The sequence below is a fragment of the Caballeronia sp. dw_276 genome (assembly GCF_018449635.1).
GTDB lineage: Bacteria > Pseudomonadota > Gammaproteobacteria > Burkholderiales > Burkholderiaceae > Caballeronia.
In genome coordinates, this window is sequence record NZ_JAAVUV010000009.1 from 161,267 (window position 1) to 179,707 (window position 18,441).

General features: G+C 53.2%; 14 protein-coding genes and 2 pseudogenes. 11 read left to right on the forward strand and 5 right to left on the reverse strand.

Features of this window, described 5'->3' with window-relative positions; translation table 11 throughout:
* Positions 1–554: 554 nt before the first annotated feature.
* The 8 genes and pseudogenes from HB633_RS20055 to HB633_RS20085 all read left to right on the forward strand — a co-directional run bounded on the left by HB633_RS20055 (position 555) and on the right by HB633_RS20085 (position 9,204).
* A complete protein-coding gene (locus tag HB633_RS20055; protein ID WP_213779927.1) occupies positions 555–1,691 on the forward strand; it encodes a hypothetical protein in 1,137 nt (378 codons plus the stop codon).
* A gap of 238 nt (positions 1,692–1,929) precedes the next feature.
* Positions 1,930–2,556: a tyrosine-type recombinase/integrase gene (locus HB633_RS20060; protein ID WP_213779928.1), complete on the forward strand. Its 627-nt coding sequence runs from the start codon at positions 1,930–1,932 to the stop codon at positions 2,554–2,556.
* 625 nt (positions 2,557–3,181) lie between these two features.
* A pseudogene (gene rpsA / locus HB633_RS20065) lies at positions 3,182–4,594 on the forward strand (30S ribosomal protein S1); the annotation flags it as partial.
* Positions 4,595–5,064: 470 nt separating this feature from the next.
* On the forward strand, positions 5,065–5,988 hold the full coding sequence (locus HB633_RS20070; protein WP_213779929.1) for an alpha/beta fold hydrolase: 924 nt from the start codon (positions 5,065–5,067) through the stop codon (positions 5,986–5,988).
* An 883-nt stretch (positions 5,989–6,871) separates the two neighbouring features.
* Positions 6,872–7,063, forward strand: a pseudogene (locus HB633_RS31145) (transposase); the annotation flags it as partial.
* Between the two features lie 33 nt (positions 7,064–7,096).
* Positions 7,097–7,279 carry an IS66 family insertion sequence element accessory protein TnpB gene (locus HB633_RS31150; protein WP_254074197.1) on the forward strand — a complete coding sequence of 61 codons (183 nt, stop codon included), beginning with the start codon at positions 7,097–7,099 and terminating at the stop codon, positions 7,277–7,279.
* Positions 7,276–7,620 carry an IS66 family insertion sequence element accessory protein TnpB gene (gene tnpB, locus HB633_RS20080; protein ID WP_062173719.1) on the forward strand — a complete coding sequence of 115 codons (345 nt, stop codon included), beginning with the start codon at positions 7,276–7,278 and terminating at the stop codon, positions 7,618–7,620. Before HB633_RS31150 ends, tnpB (HB633_RS20080) begins: the two co-directional genes overlap by 4 nt.
* Positions 7,621–7,659: 39 nt before the next feature.
* Positions 7,660–9,204 carry an IS66 family transposase gene (locus HB633_RS20085; protein WP_213779931.1) on the forward strand — a complete coding sequence of 515 codons (1,545 nt, stop codon included), beginning with the start codon at positions 7,660–7,662 and terminating at the stop codon, positions 9,202–9,204.
* On the opposite strand, the gene HB633_RS20090 is transcribed toward HB633_RS20085, so the two are convergent.
* The 4 genes from HB633_RS20090 to HB633_RS20105 form a co-directional block, all read right to left on the reverse strand.
* Positions 9,137–10,717 carry an IS66 family transposase gene (locus HB633_RS20090; RefSeq protein WP_255581024.1) on the reverse strand — a complete coding sequence of 527 codons (1,581 nt, stop codon included), beginning with the start codon at positions 10,715–10,717 and terminating at the stop codon, positions 9,137–9,139. The two genes, HB633_RS20085 and HB633_RS20090, sit on opposite strands and share 68 nt — an antisense overlap.
* A gap of 58 nt (positions 10,718–10,775) precedes the next feature.
* Positions 10,776–11,111 (reverse strand): IS66 family insertion sequence element accessory protein TnpB, encoded by a 336-nt coding sequence (gene tnpB / locus HB633_RS20095; protein WP_044455394.1) that lies wholly within the window; start codon positions 11,109–11,111, stop codon positions 10,776–10,778.
* A complete protein-coding gene (locus HB633_RS20100; protein WP_213779932.1) occupies positions 11,108–11,503 on the reverse strand; it encodes a transposase in 396 nt (131 codons plus the stop codon). The genes tnpB (HB633_RS20095) and HB633_RS20100 overlap by 4 nt, the downstream gene beginning before the upstream one ends.
* Positions 11,504–11,965: 462 nt before the next feature.
* Complete coding sequence (locus tag HB633_RS20105) at positions 11,966–13,987, reverse strand: hypothetical protein (protein WP_213779933.1); 2,022 nt, start codon at positions 13,985–13,987, stop codon at positions 11,966–11,968.
* Between the two features lie 1,228 nt (positions 13,988–15,215).
* On the opposite strand from HB633_RS20105, the gene HB633_RS20110 reads away from it, so the two are divergent.
* Both HB633_RS20110 and HB633_RS20115 read left to right on the forward strand, forming a co-directional pair.
* On the forward strand, positions 15,216–15,521 hold the full coding sequence (locus HB633_RS20110; RefSeq protein WP_213779934.1) for a hypothetical protein: 306 nt from the start codon (positions 15,216–15,218) through the stop codon (positions 15,519–15,521).
* Between the two features lie 220 nt (positions 15,522–15,741).
* Positions 15,742–16,602, forward strand: coding sequence for a hypothetical protein (locus tag HB633_RS20115; RefSeq protein ID WP_213779935.1), 861 nt, complete (start codon positions 15,742–15,744; stop codon positions 16,600–16,602).
* Between the two features lie 231 nt (positions 16,603–16,833).
* Here HB633_RS20115 and HB633_RS20120 read toward each other — a convergent pair whose 3' ends face one another.
* Positions 16,834–17,346, reverse strand: coding sequence for a hypothetical protein (locus HB633_RS20120; protein ID WP_213779936.1), 513 nt, complete (start codon positions 17,344–17,346; stop codon positions 16,834–16,836).
* Between the two features lie 403 nt (positions 17,347–17,749).
* Between HB633_RS20120 and HB633_RS20125 the strand changes: the two genes are divergently transcribed.
* The gene (locus tag HB633_RS20125) at positions 17,750–18,070 is read left to right on the forward strand and encodes a hypothetical protein (protein ID WP_213779937.1); all 321 of its coding nucleotides are present in this window, start codon (positions 17,750–17,752) and stop codon (positions 18,068–18,070) included.
* Positions 18,071–18,441 lie beyond the last annotated feature (371 nt).

An 18,441-nucleotide genomic window follows, 5' to 3' on the forward strand; every position in this document is an offset into this window, starting at 1 on the left:
AGGCCCTGAGGGGCTTTTGCGCCCAGACATTACGTTAACGCGACCTGACCTACCAAGCTCGATTGGTCAGGCTGCCGGCGCTCGCATCCACCGAAAAAAAACAGTTTCCACACGCTTTCAGCCAGCAGGCGATTTTTATGGTCGTGGCTATAATCGCCGACTTTCGCTTTTTACGGGGATGAATAAACCTAGGATGGATGGAAAAGTGGGGCGCTGTGGCGATGCCCACAGATAAAGTCATAAAGTATATTCATCTCAGGTTGAATCCCCGGATTCCTAAATTAGAAGCGCTTTGGAGCCACGTCCGAACTGTTGCATCGCTACCTCTTCATACGAGCTTTTTGAATTTAGCTTAGAAGCGGCACCTTCGATTTGCAACGGGAGTTTAAACAGGGGTATCTTTGGTCGCATTATTTAGATTTCAACCGCATTACAACTTATAAAATCTAAGACGAGATATGACAAATGATCGTTGCATTCTAGTGCAGTCGGGTCGTCACCCCGTAGTCAGGGGAGCGGGCTCAAGTGCTATACGCTGCACTACGTGCGCTAACTTGCTGGTGGTCGGCGTCGACGATCAGACCATAATCGACATCGACATTCGATGCGGAGTTTGCAATAACGTCTACTCATTTTCAAATCTTCCGGATGAGACTCCTGTCCCCCTCTACTTGATTCGGCTCTATCCCGGGGTTTACGCGATGGGGACGGAAGGCATCGCATTGCCCAGCGGGGCCTGCATCGTCTCCTTCAATGCGGCGGAAAGCAAAAATTTTGTTCATACGCCGCGACCAAGCGATGGTGTAGCATTTCCACGGAACTTCGACGACTTATCTGCTCTTATCCAGCGTGTTGACCTCCTTACCGCGCACAATTTTTCCCGACAAGTTGGGAGTGTTCGCAGAGCGTTTAGCGCGAAAAATACAAGTAATTTTCACGAGTGCCCGCCAGCATGGGCAATAGTGCGTCTTGAGGGCATCTATAGAACAGGATCGATAGATTTAATGCCCAATTCGTTGGATACGCTCGCATGTTCGATCGTGCACAACTTCATTGATAAATTAGACGCATGGGAACATCATCCTTTCTTCGCCTATTTTCCCAAATGGTTGTGCAACGAATTCATGCATACTAATGCGCTTTTTTCTGCTTTGCTGGGATTACGCCAAGCAGGAAATCACGTCGGCTTGTTAAACGCATCTCTGAATACTCACGCGACTCCAGACATGTACGTCAGCCTTACTACGGAGAGGCAGCTATCGCTTGAGATTAAGGCACCCCGGATCCTTCAAGGCCCTACCATTGATCCATCAGCCAGCGACGTTACACGGTGCATAGAAACTCAATTGCGCACGGTCAGCAGGCAGCTTATCCATTCCGAAGGAGGCCTTCTGATCGTAAGCGCATATCGAATTTCGAATGCAACCGAGCGCAAAACAATTTCGATTGCAGAGAGCGTTATAAAAAAGAAGAAGTATTCTGGAAAATTAGCTGGCATCCTATTGCATATGCACCGGCCCGCACAAATACAACTCATTGACGGACAGATTTTTATAGGGGCAGGAGAGGCGCAATTTTTTACAGTGAAAAACCCCGGTTACGTTGGGGAGAGCGATTTGCTCGACGACGGCCCGCCACCTCTTGATCTTGAAAGTCGATCGCTTTATCCAAATACTACGTATGGCTTGTAGGACAGGCATGGTCATATCTACGAACATTCGCCTCGCCTCGGAACGTCGAGCGTTCGGAGCTCGTAACTTCCTTTAAAAGGTAGCGCTAGGGTGATTGAATGTTGTGTCGTCCGATACTCAATCGCATTCGACTTTGTGTGATCGGTATGGGGTAAATCAAACGTCGCTTGTGGGTCGGGTCTCGCCCCCGGGACAGTCGGCGCACACTAACCCTCCCTTCACCTGAAGGAGAGTCGTCATGGAAGCAAATGCCAGCAACGCCCCGACGCGCGTCCCGTGGAATAAGGACAAACTTACTGGGCAGAAGGCGCCGCTGAAGCTAAAGGAAATTTGGGCCATTCGGATTCGGCTGCAACTGGGAGCGAAGACCCGTGATCTTGCGATGTTCAATCTCGCAATCGACAGCAAGTTGCGGGCATGCGATCTGACCAAGTTGCGCGTGCGTGATGTCTGCTTAGGCAACCGGGTGGCGCCACGGGCTACAGTCATGCAGCAAAAAACTCAGCGACCGGTGCAATTTGAAATCACCGAGCAGACCCGCGACAGCGTGGAAAGTTGGATCAAAACGGCAGCCCTGTGTCCATCCGATTTTCTGTTTCCGGGCCGCATCCATGCTTCGCCGCATCTTTCGATACGTCAGTACGCGCGCATCGTCCATCGGTGGATCAAATCGACCGGGCTTGACGACACGGCCTACGGGACGCACACGATGCATCGCACAAAAGCGTCGTTGATTTACCGACGTACGAAAAATATGAGGGGTGTTCAGCTGCTGCTTGGTCATACGAAGCTGGAAAGTACCGTCCGTAATCTCGGCATCGAGGTTGACGACGCGCTCGAGATGGCCGAGCAAACCGACGTTTAACGACGGGAGGCCGGTCGGCAATCGGACGCTGACCGGCCATGAAGCGTCATTCGCCCGCGGCGTCGCTCGGACATTCAGACGTCGCTTCCACGCAGGAAGCGGCCATCCAATTCGCGATGACGAACGTTGCTTGATCGGCCCGAGCTGGCACTGGGATGGACCGGGTTCTACGTCAGCAATGTGGCGGATTGCTGACGATGGCGGCATCGCGCAGTCGGACGCCAGCTTCCTGCATCAGCGAACTCACACTCTCGACCCTGAGCGACTGTCGAAATATCAAGACATCAACGGCTATTTGCAAAGTCGAGCGGACTTTCGGCCATTGCTGTGATTGGGACGGGCTGAGCCCCTTTGCGATCGGTAATCTGACACGCCCAAAACCATCGGCGACGTTTTTTGGCACATCCGGGACAGAGCAGGTTTCGAGAGTGACGACCACTGGTACAGACTCGCCGACGGACGGATAGCATCGGTATAATTTAACTATTGAATTTCATTTTCGATAACCCAGGCAAATCGAGGTGCCGAAACAGGAGTGGTACACTAAATTTCTACCCGCGCACGGAACTTTCCTCCGAAAACGAGTTGGGAGTTTGGAGCGTGATTTGCGGCCGCGAGAATAAATATGACCATCTATACCCGCATCGGTCCAGGTGTAAGCACAGAATCTTTCGCGTCGCGGTTCGAAGAGTCGCTGACCAAGCAAGACATGCGCGCCGGCAAAGTGATCTCCGTCGAAGTCGTGCGTGTTGACCACAACTTCGTGGTCGTCAACGCTGGTTTCAAGTCCGAATCCTACGTCCCGCTCGAAGAGTTCCTGAACGACGCGGGCGAGGTAGAAGTCCAGGCAGGCGACTTCGTCTCCGTCGCTATCGAGGCAATGGAAAACGGCTATGGCGACACCATCCTGTCGCGTGACAAAGCGAAGCGCCTGGCTTCGCGGTTGTCGCTGGAAAAGGCTCTCGACAACAACGAACTCGTCACCGGCACGATCACGGGCAGGGTCAAGGGCGGGATGACCGTCATGGTCAACGGCATCCGCGCGTTCCTGCCGGGTTCGTTGGTCGACACGCGTCCGGTCAAGGACACGACCCCGTATGAAGGCAAGACGCTGGAATTCCGCGTCATCAAGCTCGACCGTAAGCGTAACCACGTTGTGCTGTCGCGCCGCGCCGTGATCGAATCAACCCAAGGCGAAGAGCGCGCAAAGCTGCTCGAGACGCTGAAGGAAGGCGCGATTGTGGAAGGCGTGGTCAAAAACATCACGGACTATGGCGCATTCGTGGACCTCGGCGGTATCGACGGCCTGCTGCACATCACGGACATCGCATGGCGTCGTGTGCGTCACCCGAGCGAAGTTCTGTCGGTTGGCCAGGAAGTTACCGCGAAGATTCTCAAGTTCGACCAAGAAAAGAACCGCGTTTCGCTTGGTATCAAGCAACTCGGCGACGACCCGTGGGAAGGCATTTCCCGCCGTTACCCGTCGGGCACGCGCCTGTTCGGTAAGGTCACCAACATCACCGACTACGGCGCATTCGTCGAAGTGGAATCGGGCATCGAAGGCCTGGTTCACGGGTCGGAAATGGACTGGGCGAACAAGAACGTTGCACCGTCGAAGGTTGTGCAACTCGGCGACGAAGTCGAAGTCATGGTTCTCGAAATCGACGAAGACCGCCGCCGTATCAGCCTCGGCATGAAGCAGTGCAAGCCGAACCCATGGGACGACTTCAGCCGCAACTTCAAGAAGGGCGACAAGCTGGAAGGCGCGATCAAGTCGGTCACCGACTTCGGCGTGTTCATTGGTTTGCCGGGCGGCATCGACGGTCTGGTTCACCTCTCGGACCTGTCGTGGAGCGAAACGGGCGAAGAAGCGGTTCGCAAGTACAAGAAGGGCGACGAAGTAGAGGCGATCGTTCTCGGCATCGACGTCGAGAAAGAACGCATTTCGCTGGGGATGAGCCAGTCCAGTCTGCAAACGGGAAGCAAATCGGAGTACCGTCGGGGCAAAGTCTCTGCTCGCCATTCCGAGCAAGGCTACGCCCCGGATGCGCCGTCGCTGGATGCCTCGTCCAAGATTTGGCGGACCACGGGAGTCGAAATACGGGCGACTGGTTGCGCGATTGATGTAAGCGATTTACGGACGCTTCTCGCGAAATACGGATCCTCTTTCGCTGGACGTGTATGCACGACTGGCCTAAGTGTTGTTCTTCGAACTGATCCGTGTTCGACCCTTGACGATTTCGTCGACCGGTTAGGTGAAGTCGCTTGTGCTTACTGGGAAATGCCTTGGGCCTATGAGTCAGAGGTCAGACCGATGGTCGGGGTTCTGGGCATTTACGCTAGTGGCGCGATTCGAAGCGTGGGAGAAATTATTAGTCAATCCCCGAATGGAGTTCGCGTGAAAATCAAAGATGGTCTCGAACTGATCGATCCCGACGCAGATCAAGCTGACGACGCGTACACAGAAGTAGTGGAATCGCAAGTAACTCTAGTAGGTGTAGAAAGTTTATGAGCGAAGATAAGTCACCAGCCCTGCGACATTTGCGAGTAGGCGATGAATTGATAAAATTTAGCACGGGATTACGTGCCAAAGGGGCCGATTTTGATCACGCCGATAACGTGATTTTTGTTCACGGGTTCACGGCGCATGGATCATATTTAAATGGCCTAGCAGAGTATTTTGATGATAATGGATTTAATTCTTTTATATTTAATTATAATTCTTATCGTGGAATTGAGAAGGCGGCAGAAACGTTGCACTCTCTTATTGCAGGCATCAATAATCTTTCAAAATCTGAAATGTGCGCAGAAGGAATTTTGGGGCGCAAGAAATTTAGTTTTGTGTGTCATAGTATGGGCGGTCTTGTGGCGCGGGCCTTTACCTATCGGAATGGCGCGTGCCAGTATATAAATCGCGTGGTCACACTTGGCACTCCGCACAGTGGTACCTTAGGAAACAGTGAAATTCTCGACTATTTCCTGAGGTGGAGTGAATTTGTCACGGAAGCAGTGCCCGGAATGACCGCAAAAGCGTGCCTGTCTGCACAAGAGCTGACTAGCAAAGATCCAGCGCCTATGCTCCTCGACCGACTTCAGTTAGAAAATCCAGCAGCATGTGAAATTCCAGTTCTTACAATCTCCGGAGGAAAGCAGTGGCTCGAATTCGGCAATAATCGACTTTTTAACAGTGCTTGGAATTCCAAAATTCAGCGACTCCTAAGTCCCGGACAGAACGATGGCCTAGTCTCAGAGACGAGTAGTTCTCTTCAGGCCGTAGGTTTCATGCACTGCTTGCCCAATAATCAACATTATTGCGATTATCCGGAATTTTCCCAAATAAACCATTCCAATTTGATTAATAATCAGGATTTAAGTATAAAAATGATGGGGTGGCTTAAGCAAGGTGCGGACGCGTTGGGAACGCAAATCTGAATGATCCCAGATCTTCACGCTTGGGTGCGCTTTAAGCCCTACCAAGAAGCGCTTAGTTTTCGTGAAAACCTGCAAGCGGTTCGACAAAATGCAATAATTTCCGTTATACGTGTCTGACCGCGCTTGCGACCTCGCTCATCCACATGACGTCGGAGACCGCCGGGTTGGCGAGTATTGTTAGCGTGAAATCTTTTCTTCTTTGTCCTATTCATTAGCTTCGTCATTGTTGCAACAATGCCAAAATTTCTTCGTCAGTGTTAGAAACAGAGTGCTTCCAAAACAGCGGCACGCTACCGTTCCCGACACATCGACCACCAACAGCTAGAGGCTAGCCGTTCAGGGTATGCGGTCACTGAGACCGCTTCGGGTCGGAACTGTGAGATGCACGATGTAGAATGCCGTCGTCCAGCGGCTTGCCGCAGTCTGCGTCAGCAATCCCCCACATCACCGACGCAGGATTCAGCCCGCCTTCCAATGTCCGCTTCTGCCGACAAGCGCGCGGCGAGCATCGGGCGGGTTTCGAAATGGACCAGCCGTTCGAGTGACCACTTCATGGCTCAGGCGAACGGCAGAAAGTGGCCGACGGTACACGTTCACACAAACCGTCGGAAAGCTGCTCCTGAGAATTCAAACGATCTCACGGGGGCACGTTCATCGAACTGGTGCTATCGGCCAATTACGGCCATTCAGCATCTGCGTTCAGATCGTCGTAAGCGCCCGGCAAAGTCAGGGTGAGCTCAATCAGGGGACAGGTGGTACCCAGTTATGCGGAAGCAATTCGGCGATCTTATCGGCCCGCTGTGTTGGCAGCCGCGTAAGCGTCGCGCGAGGGCCGCACTTGATCTTGCTACCTTGAGACGCCAAAGTGGTTCCCACTACTTGAATGGTGGGAACTAATTTGACATTAGAAAAATCGCACTCGGGCAGTCGTAAAGGCTGCCCGAATCATAGTCCGGAGTTTCGGCGCCGAATGGTCGATGCGGCCTGTGAGCCCGGTGTGTCGGTTTCAAGTCTTGCTCGTGAGAACGGCTTGAACGCTAACCTGCTGTTCAGATGGCGACGAGAACATAGAGTTAAACAGCAGGGCAAGGTTAGCGGGCTTATTCCCGTGAGCGTGGTGACAGACGTAGCGAGCGTGGTTGCGCCAGAGGCGTTGATCGAACCGGATAAGGCGAAGGCGACATCACCGGGCGGCACGATCGAAGTACGAATTGGCCGTGCAATGGTCAAAGTGGATGGCGCGGTCGATGTCGAGACGCTTCGAGCTGTGCTGGCGAGTCTGAGATCGTGATCGGCCTGCCGGCGGGTACGCGAGTGTGGATTGCAGCAGGTATCACCGACATGCGCTCTGGATTCCCGGGGTTAGCTGCCAAGGTGCAGACAGCGCTCGGTGAAAATCCGCTGAGCGGCGACGTGTTCATCTTTCGTGGGCGCCGTGGCGATTTGATCAAGATTCTATGGGCGACTGATGACGGGGTCTGGCTGCTCGCGAAGCGCCTCACAAATGGCCGTTTCATCTGGCCACAGGCTGATGGCGGCAAGATCCATTTGACGAGCGCCCAGCTATCCATGGTCCTCGAAGGGATCGATTGGCGCCAGCCTCGTCGCACAGCGGCATTATTGATGGCGTAGCGGTTGTAAACCGCACGGGATACTCGTAAACTGCGGCGTATGCCGAGCGACGCCGATCTCCCCGATGATGTTGTCACCCTGCAGGCCTTGCTAAGCGAGGCCTTCGCATCAATTGCCGATCGGGATCGCGAGATTGAACGCCTGAAGGTTCAGATCGACAAGCTCAAACGGATGCACTTTGGCCGTAAATCCGAGCAGTTGGATCGGCAGTTGGATCAACTCGAGACACAGCTAGAGGATCTGGCAACTGGGCAAGGCGCCGCCGACGTTCGCCGGGCGCGCGCGCGATCTCCAAGTTCGGGCATCTCCGTGCAGGCGCCCAAGGAAGCTCTGCCACCCCATCTGCCACGCGAAGATCGCGTGCTCGAACCCGATCCGACATGCCCCAAGTGCGGCAGCGCCATGCGCGCGCTTGGCGAAGACGTGTCCGAGCAGTTGGCGCGCGTCACCGCTATGTTTAAGGTAATCCGCACGATTCGACGCAAGATGGCCTGCCCCAGTTGCGGTCACATCGAACAGCCGCCGATGCCGGGGCTGCCGATTGAGCGCAGCATGGCGCATCCGAGCTTGCTTGCTGACATCCTGGTCTCGAAGTACGCCGACCACATTCCCTTGTATCGCCAAACGGGGATCGCTGCGCGCGAAGGCGTACGCCTTGATCGCGCCACCACAGCGCGCTGGGTTGGACAGTGCGAAGAACTCTGCAGGCCGCTGACCGAAGCGCTGCGCGTCTATGTTATGGCGGCCACCAAGATCCACGCGGATGACACACCGATCCCGGTGCTCGCGCCGGGCAACAAGAAAACCCGCACGGGTCGGCTCTGGGTCTACGTTCGCGATGACCGCCGTTCGGCTTCCATAGAACCGGCCGCCGTCTGGTTCGCTTACTCACCGGACCGCAAAGGCATCCACCCACAAACTCATCTTGCTAAATTTGAGGGCATCCTTCAGGCGGACGCGTATGCGGGCTATGCTGATCTGTACCTCGATGGGAAAATCCATCCGGCCGCTTGTTGGGATCATGCTCGGCGGTATGTCTTTGACGTCCATGAGAAAACGCCGTCGGAAACCACCACGCAATTGCTTGACAGGATCGGCGAGCTATACGGTATTGAGGCTGAGATCCGCGGCAAGCCTTCGGATGAACGATTGCGCGTGCGCCTGGAAAAGAGCAAACCGCTGCTCGTGACTCTCGAAAAGTTGATGCGAGAAAAACTTGCCACGATTTGGGCGAAAGCACCGCTGGTCGAAGCGATTAACTACTCTTTGAACCGCTGGGATGCGCTCACGTTGTTCTGCGACGATGGACAGGCAGAAATCAGCAATGTACTTGCGGAAAATGCATTGCGCTGTGTGGCGCTCGGCAGGCGCAACTACATGTTCGCCGGCTCCGACAGTGGAGGAGAACGGGCCGCGGCGATGTATTCATTGCTCGGCTCGTGCAAGCTCAATGGCGTCAATCCACGTGCTTATCTTGACTACGTGCTGACGCGCATCGCAGACCACAAAATCAACGTCATCGACGAACTACTGCCTTGGAACATCGCCAGACTTCTGCCCTCGTTCCCACCGGCATCAAACTGATCCGCTCGTCTACGAAAATCTGAAGGGCCCCCACGAGACGCTTACGCAGCCGCGTGAGGACGTCTTTTAAGTATGCGTATGGGTCGTGCCCATTGAGCTGTGCGGAACGCACCAGACTCATGATGGCAGCGGCTCGTTGACCAGCGCGTAGGGAACCTGCAAATAACCAGTTCGCCCTTCCGATCGCCCAGGGTCTGATCAGGTTTTCGATTCGGTTGTTGTCTATGGGTACATGAGGATCATCGAGATAGCGCGTGAGCGCCTGCCAACGCTTGAGGTTGTAGTCCAGTGCGTTGGCGATCGGCGAGCCCTCGGCGACAAGTTTGCGCTGAGCGAGCATCCAGACGTGCAACGCCTGTGCAATTGGCCGGCCTCGCTCCTTACGAATCGCTCGTCGTTGTTCAGGGTCTAAGTCGGCAGCTTCGCGCTCGACGTCGTAGAGCGCCACGAAGAATTTCAATGCCTGCTCGGCGATCTGGCTCTTCTTGCTCGCATGCAGATCGAAGAATTTTCTCCGCGCGTGTGCCATGCAGCCAATTTCCGTGATGCCCAGCTTAAAGCCCGCTTTATAGCCGCTGTAATCGTCGACGACCAGCTTGCCGCGCCAATTGCCCAGAAAAGCGCGAGCGTGTTCGCCAGATCTACCGTCGGCGAATTCGTACACGACCGCGCGCACCTCTGCGAACTCGGTCGACGTGTACGCCCACAAATAGGCGCGATGTGTCTTCCCCTTGCCGGGGCTCAACATCTGCACTGGCGTTTCGTCTGCATGTAGGACGCTGTGGCGCAGTAGTTCCTCGCGAAGCGCGTCGACCAAGGGTTGCAAACGCACACCGCATACGCCCACCCAGCCGCCGAGCGTCGATTGTGGAATTGCCAGGCCCGCGCGGGCGAAGATGCGTTCCTGCCGGTACAGAGGAAGGTGGTCGCCGTATTTGGCGACCAACACCTGTGCGAGCAAGCCATTCGTTGGAATCCCTTTGTCGATCACATGCGGTGGCACCGGCGCCTGGATCAACGTCTCGCACGCTTTACATGCCCACTTCCCACGGATGTGGCGCTCAACCGTGAACACGCCCGGAGTGTAGTCGAGCTTCTCGCTGATATCCTCGCCGATGCGCACGCGCTGGCAGCCACAGGAGCAGCTCAACTCAGTCGGTTCGTGATGGATGTCGGTGCGGGGCAACTGGGGCGGCAACGGCAAGCGTTTGGCCCGCTTGCGAGGTTTCTCCTGCGGCGCGTCCGAGCGCAGTTCATCCAGCTCGGCCTCAAGCGCTGCCAAATCCTCATCAATGGCCTCGTCCAGCAAGCTTAACTGCTCGGCAGTGAACTGTTCGCTACGTCTGCCGAATTGCAGGCGTTTGATGACCGAGAGCTCGTGGGTGAGCTGGTCAATGCGCGTTTGGCGGTAGTGCGATTCACGCGTCTTCTCGTCGACCTGGGTCATCAACTGCCGCGCAAGTGCGCGCAGTTGATCGGGGTTCAGGGCATCGAGATCGGTGGGTGAATTCATACCCCCAAGTTTGCCAGCACCTGCACGCCGGGGGAATCGAAACTGTTTACGTCATTTGCTATACCACCGCGATTACGTGGTCGTGTGCCAACGTCTGCCAGGGCAGCCCGATCACGAGTGCGCGCAGTTGCTCGAGATTTAACGTCTCAGAAATATCACTATGACCATTGGCCCAAACGAAATGACCTTTGTTCAAGCGTCGTGCAGCAAGCCAGACGCCAAAACCGTCGTACACCAGGACCTTCATGCGCGTCGAGCGCTGATTGGCGAACAGATATGCATGATGTGGCCGTGCGGACCCAAATACCTTCACCACGCGAGCAAGGATGGTATCAGCGCCGGCACGCATATCGAGCGGTTCGGTCGCAAGCCAAATGGCGTCGATGCGGATCATCGCAGCACCTCCCGAACCCAAGCTGCACTGTCACTCAAACAAAGCTGCGGCCACAGCACTGACACGGTTGTGCCATTGCGCTGAATGTCGATACGCACGTTCGCTTGCGCCGCGTCGGGCGCTTGTGGTGTCGGCACGGTCATTGGCAACGCGACGAAGGCAGGCTTTACGTCGACAACAACCGATTTGGGTGCAGGCGGCGCAGCGTCGCTCGAATCCGCGGCATCTTTAATCCAACGCCGCAGCACATTGGGGTTCAGACCATGCGAAATTGCCACGGCTGAACATGAGACGCCTACCTGGCGACATTGTTCGATAAGCTCTGACTTGAACAAGGGGCTGTAGGTGCGCCGTGTGCGCCCGGTCGGAATGTCTTGGGAAATAGTGTGCACGTGTCCGCTTCCTGATCGTGGAAACGTATGCTCTTACGCCAAAGAATAGAAAACCAGATGAGATTGCCGGGTGCTTACAGATCGTCAACACATGTACGTTCTCTGCTCACCGTCACGACCCCGCAGCCGGTTTCATGGTTTGTGTAGCGCGCGACTCGACGGTCCGAACACTTTGCCATACTAACTATTGCAACGATTTACAACACTTGTTAATTCTGCCTTTGGATAACCGTTATTGTTCGGAAATTTACTTGCAAGAGCTGCACACTCGGTCGCGTTTGCAACACACTGATCAACATGAGTGTCCGGCCCAGTATTAACAACACAACAAGTCTTCCCAAGTTTTTTGCAAGGAGGATCGTTCTCTGGACATCCTGTTAATGATGCGAGCAAAAAAGACGCAAGCAAAGTCTTCGAGAATCTACCTATAAACATGATATCTCCTGTATTTGCGCCAATAGTTCACAGCATAGGGATAGCGGATTTGAGACTCGACTCCGCTACGCCTTTCCAAGCAGACAGATCGGTTTGCTGCGCTACTGGAAGCAACGAACGTATGTACCAAAGTGCCCGGATTTTATTAGCTGATGGCTGGTCGCAGTCTATAAGATCAATACGGTCTTTATTAATCGCAGATTGATTAGAACATACAAAAAGGCCTAGTTTCGCAGCGGCGTTTGAAGCGTTAATTGCTAAGTCTTTGTTGGGCGTCGTAGTCAAGGACTTCTTAAAGGCATCCTCAAATTCGGCCAAATTTTTCTGATCAATAAGAAACTGTGCTCGCACTCGAAACCGTAAAACAGGTAAACCGGAAGGATTGATTGCAGCGGCCATTTCCCTGAGCCACTGATCGTGAAAAGTCATCTCCACTGGTAACGTAGCGATGGAATCAGCAGCTACTGCCGGCGGAATATTCCCGCTTTCATCCGCGCCAGCATAAAGCTTTGCGCGAGTGTATGTGGAATGCAATGCCGTCACTAATGCCATTCGCATCGTCAACGATGAGGACGGGACAGCGATGATACGCAGTAGCTCGTTCCAAGCAGCCACCACCTTACTCGCCTCCGAGTCGCGCTCAGCTTTCCATTGAGCCTTTTGCTCCGTAGGCACAATTGCTAGCATCGAATTAGCTTTAACCATGCGGACATAGCTGGGAATTGCAATAGCGTATGTCTTGCCTACGGCGTCGCTGAATGATATCTGCTCGGCCAGAAGTTGCAGCGCCATGGAATCGGCTGGCCGAGTCAAGGCAGGAGAAGCTTTTTTAAGAAGCTCCACAAGCTCGACAGTTGACCGCGCTGGGTAATTTTTTTGAAACAACTCTGTTTTATCGCCCAATACGCCGGGAATGATCGCGTCAGTGTCTAATCTATCGAGAGGTAAGACAAGATATGCGCGAACGTAATGTGCAGCAAGCGGTAGGAATGGACTTCTCATCTCTACGGGTTTTGCAAGTTCTCGCTCGAGCACTGCCGCTGAAATCATCGCACTTTGGAAACGGCTCAAAGCGTCGGTCCTGACTTGCCACATAATCATTGCCAATGTGATCTCAACTTCCGGCTGTTTAGTAATCGGTGGAGGTTGTGACGCAGAATTTGTTTCACCGCTTCCGTCTGGCCACAACATTGAAGTCAGGCGATATTCTGTAAGTATTAGAGAGTTTTCCGTTTTGTAAGTAGTTGGGCGCAAATACACGTCTCGCAGTAATTCGGACAACATTTTTTTGTATTGATAGTCGTTATTGTCGGGTGCAACATTCGTAAGCTGCTCTGCGATATAAGCGGCGCGTTTAAAATTCAGAAGACGGTATTCCTTGTCGAATTCGGCGTCAAGCTCGGCTCTAATTAATGGTATTTGATATTGCAGCGATGGTATAAAGTGCGGAGCAATCGCAATGACGGCCAACGTTACAAAGGCACCTCCTATGCGCCAGCGAGCTTTCTTCACGCGCGACTCAAGCGAGCCCGTAGATGTTGAGATATATTTGCCTATCCATACCGCAAAAACCGAAAACGACGCTAGTATTACAATTCCTCGCAGCGCCCGGTTCAAGTCATCGGTTTTTCTGGACCCCAGAATATCGAGCGCAGCGATTTTAGCTTGAAGGCCTTCAAGTCCGACATTAATGTTATTGCTCAACACGCCGTCAAGTTGCGTTACGGCGTCCTGAGTCAGCTCTGATAGTTGCCGAAGTTTCGCTTCTATGTTGTTATCAAGTGTTAGTAGTTTCTCGTCGGCTTTTTTTGAGGCATAGTCGATAATATTTCTGCCTTTCGTTTCAAACGCCTCAAGCGTTGGTCCAAAAACGAACTCGTTGGCTCCTTTCATAAGATCGCCTACTGGCGCAATGCCGAGCGGTCCACGGCCACAGCCAACAACACACCATTTCTCTCCTAAGAGGTGGTTTCCAATGAATGCGTCAGCCGATCCTAGGTGAAGAAAAACGAACAATAAGATGAGACCGAAAAATCTCTTAACGTTCATCTTTTTCACCTTTAAATAAAGACAGCGCATTTTCTCGACTATCAGTATTTATAGTTCATTGGCGGGGCAATGCAAGCCGGACAGAAGCGCACATTTAATCGAATGAAGAATAAAGCGAAGTGCGTCCGCTGACCAAGCCAAGTTGGCTTCTTTCGCAATACTCCTTAACAGCCTACGGCGAACGACTCCTTCTGGGTGAAGCGTTCGTCTCATTTGGGTCGACTACGGCCGACCGCATGGGGCAGCAGTCGGCCATCAAGCGACATTCAACTAGCACCGTCGAACAACCGAAGTTCGGCGCACGGCCAACCTAAGGCATATGTCTGTGTGCTGCAACAAAATTCGCTCAAACTCTTCTGGTTGGATTTCCCCCGAGTATTGTTTATAACGCTGCGTTGTACGCGCCGATGCGTGGTTGGCCATCACCGCGGCGTCCTCAAGCGTGCAATCGCTGAACTTTTCCCCTCCACCAAACTGACGGTCAGCGCCTGCGTAAGTGTGCGATACCGAACACTTTCAAGTTTATTATTTCAACCTTTCAAGTTTTTAGAACTACGCTCATTGGCGGAAGACGCGAGATTGTAGAGCTTTGGAGACTCGTCGGTGCCACCGTGAAAGATGCGACGGAGTGTATATCGAGTATCCCATTAACGAAGGACGCCAACTGGGTGACCGTATATTATAAACGGCGAAACGATAAACACTGTTTTGGCGCCGTTTCTGAGCTGGTCGCAGACTGGAAGAAAGCATCGTTGCAAAGATAGTGATACAAACTCTTCACATACGGATAACACGTTCCAACGGGAGAAACCGTGATTTCTAAATCCTTAGCCGCCGTTTTATTGTTTGTTTTTCTCCACTCAACTGCGGTTGCTGGACGGACTACTCAGATCTTGGTGGGCAACGGAAATGGCCAGCCCGCCTTTAGTGGAGTGGTATATCCTTGCGGTCCAGGGGGAGATACTGAGTATGTACAAAATATCGGACGCGGGTTTTGCACCAAGTATACGGCCAGCGACAAAGTAGTGGGCTCCTTCGCTCTTTCCACAATGTCAAATGTTGGAGGCGGGCAATGCGGCTGGACCATTTACAAAATCGAGTGCGATTAAAGTCGGGCGTCGACGCTAGTCCGAACCCTTATATATGCGCCAATCCGAGTGACCTTGTTTGAATCCATAACGGCGCCCCGTAATGCGGTGGATGCCAAATATCTCAATTGAGGTGTCGCGTGACTACAAAAATCGTCTTTGCCGTTGCGTGCATGTTATCTGCTGCAATAGCGCGCGCTGACACAATGAGCGTCATGCTCAACGGAAAGTACATGAGTTCTGGCACGACATATTCGATGGAGATTTTTGACGTCAACTGTAATCAAAGTGCCGGCGTTCATTCCCTCTCTGCCAATCAGACTGTTCCGGTTTCAATTTGCAAGAATTCCTCTGGTTACGGCAACTTAAAACACAGGAACCTCACCTTAGGGGGAAACTGGGTTGGCTCGTCGCTGCTTAATAACGGAGACGACGTCTATCCGTAGCGAGCCGATTTCCAGGTCGTAACCTAGGTCAAATCTCTTGTCCCCACTGCGCTCGCCCTTCATCACACAGGTTGCTTTCTTGATCGTTGCCATTTGTTTGTGACGCCTCGCTCGGTTGTGTGTTGTTCCTTCTCGTGACGGCATCTAGAAATAAGAAAACGCAGAATTCAACCGTTCGCTATATTGAATATTGCGACGGAGCGCGTTGGAGGAGCAAGCGATGAAAATTCTACTATTTTCGCTTTTCATCCCGATGCTCCTTTCGGTCCAATTTGCATTCGCTGCTGAGTGCAGTGGAAACGCCTGCGACGATATCGTTTTCGAGTTTGTCAATAATTGCTATCAGGCTCGTAACATGGGAACGAGACGGGTCAGGGTCGTGATGGGCCCCTACTCATTTGTGTTGCAGCGCGGCCAAACGATGAAGATCGGCATAAATAACTGCGTTCAAAGCTACTTCGGCAGTAATACGGCAAACTACGATCAGTCCGGGACAGCCGTGCCTGCCCAACCTGGACCGTCTACGACGCGACGTCAGCCGCCCCCACCTTTAGCAGTAGACGAAGACCCTCTCGAGGACCAAATCATGTACGCGCTTCAGTGGGGAGATCGGGAGAACTGTGACGAGATAAGCCGCGCGATCCGTTCCCAACCTCGGTACAGATTCGACGATCATCAACTAATCGAAACCACAATCTCTTTCGGCAGCTTCTGCGCATATAAATTGCTAAGAGATCGGCACCGGCGGGTTGAAGGAAGTCCTTTAGATGAAACATACTTCGAGGACCCGTTGGGTGTTCTTTTGGCTGGAAAACTCAATAGAGGAGACGAGATAATCGGTTTGGACACTCTCTTTGCCAACGATAACATTGTCAATTGGATCGACGAGTTTCAACGGGACGGGGTGAGTTTGGACACCATGCTTTTAGGCGCCAGCGGCTTCTGTCGTAAAAGAGAAGTAGCGCTCGTAGCCGAGGCGCTAATAAAGCGCGGAGCGAACCCGGATTGGAACGGCTCAACATCAAATGCGCGGGCAAAAATTACGAACCTATGCCCCCAAGTACTTTCCACGCAGCAGTGAAGCGTCCTCGCAACTCTTGGTGCAGCCCTATCCGCATCCAATACTTCATACATTTTTCTTGCAACTCTGCGGCTGCTCACACGAGCAAAGCGAATCGTTTGCCGATCGTTAAATTGTCCGGTGCATTGACGAACTGAGCGGCCGCTTCCGGCGGAGCGCGACTGTCCCTTGTGGGTCGGGAGTGGGCGTCCCAACTTTGCCTAGACCGCAATAGCTAGGCAACGATTCCCTTCAAGTGGCGGCTATGTCGCTCACTGGCACCCTTGCATTGAAGCCCGCAGGTCCGTCGTAAATGGCAATCTGTTGCACTTGTCGGCGATTCTTAAGAAATTCCACCGCCTGGGTTAGCAGAGGGTCTGTACTAGGCAGCTCCAATTTGTTCGCGGCATAAGTCGTCGCGCCTAACTTCACGCGGCGCGACTGATCCTCCACAATTATGGTTGAAAACATCGCCTCTCCAGGCATCGAATCATCGAGTCGAAAGACCAATGTGCGCGCCTCATCAAAAAAGCTAATTATTTCAGCGGCCCAGCTTACGTCCATTCCTTCATCGTAGAGTGCCTTCAGCTCCGAATCTTCACAGCGCTGGCAATCAATCTTCATAGTTACCACGTCCAGTTTCGGGTTCTGATTGTTTCCGCTTCGGATCGGTAGCATATCAGTCGGGATGTTCGGAACTGACTTCGTTAGCGTCTGAGACATGGCGGAGAAAGTATTTTTCCGATGGCACTGTAAGAGCTGCATTGGTAATCACCCGTGGAGGTTCAGTCCGGATCCGCGCATTTCCCCGACATTCACATCGTCGCCTCAACACCACTCCTTGCGGGCCAATTCCCAATCAGCAGTTGCATATTCTTAGTCATCATTCTAACAACCTCGATTTTTCGGGAAATGCTGCCCTGAACCATCGACCCCATTTGACTGCTCGAATCCTCTTCTTCGCCGCTAGCCACGCCAAAACCTGATGCAACGGCGCTCGTCTGGGAACACGACCTGGCGGTATCAAACTGAAAATAAATCGCCACTATTTAAAGTGCACCGTAGTAGTACAGGATCGAAGTCTGCGGCACGTTCATTGCTGCGTAGTTACGTAAGCAGACGGCCAACCGTTTGTGCCTTTATTCAAATCCAATAGGAGGGACGGATCATGAGTAAGTTAACAAATACATTGATCGCGGCCGCGGCAGCACTCACTTTATCGAGCGGCGCTTTTGCACAATCCGCTGGAGGCGCAGCTGGCGGCGGTTCATCGGGCAGCACGGCTAGCCCGTCGAATCAGGTGAGCAATTCATCGAATGGTTATGGCACGCCAGGCATCACCAATTCGGGCAGCGGCATGGGCTCGAAGGCGCCCAATTCAGGCCTGCCCAATGCCAATAACGGCAGTGCGACATCGACCAGCAGCCCTCCCCCGAGCAATAACACGCTGGCAACTCCAAGCGTGAAATCGCCGGCCGCTGGGCAATAAAAAGTGAGGGTGAAAGCCCCGGCGAGGGGAAACATCGACACGTTTAATTTGCGTTGCAGTGAATCATCCCTGCAGAATCCACAAATTTGAACGTCGGGTTAACCCTCGCCACCCGTTGAAAGCAAGGCCGATATCCTCACGGATATCGGCCTTTTTGTTTGTTAAGCCAGCTCGTTCGCAGTGGCTTGCCGCAAGCCGACAGCCGCATATCCATAGAGCTATCAAACAACGATTGCCGATACTGTTCCACGACGCGAACCTCGGTTCGCCGAAACGCCCGCGCCACCGCTACAAACCTTGAGTATTCTCGCGACTTGCCGATAACCACAGAAGATGCCGAAAATCCACAGCCTGATTCAAGGTCTGCGATT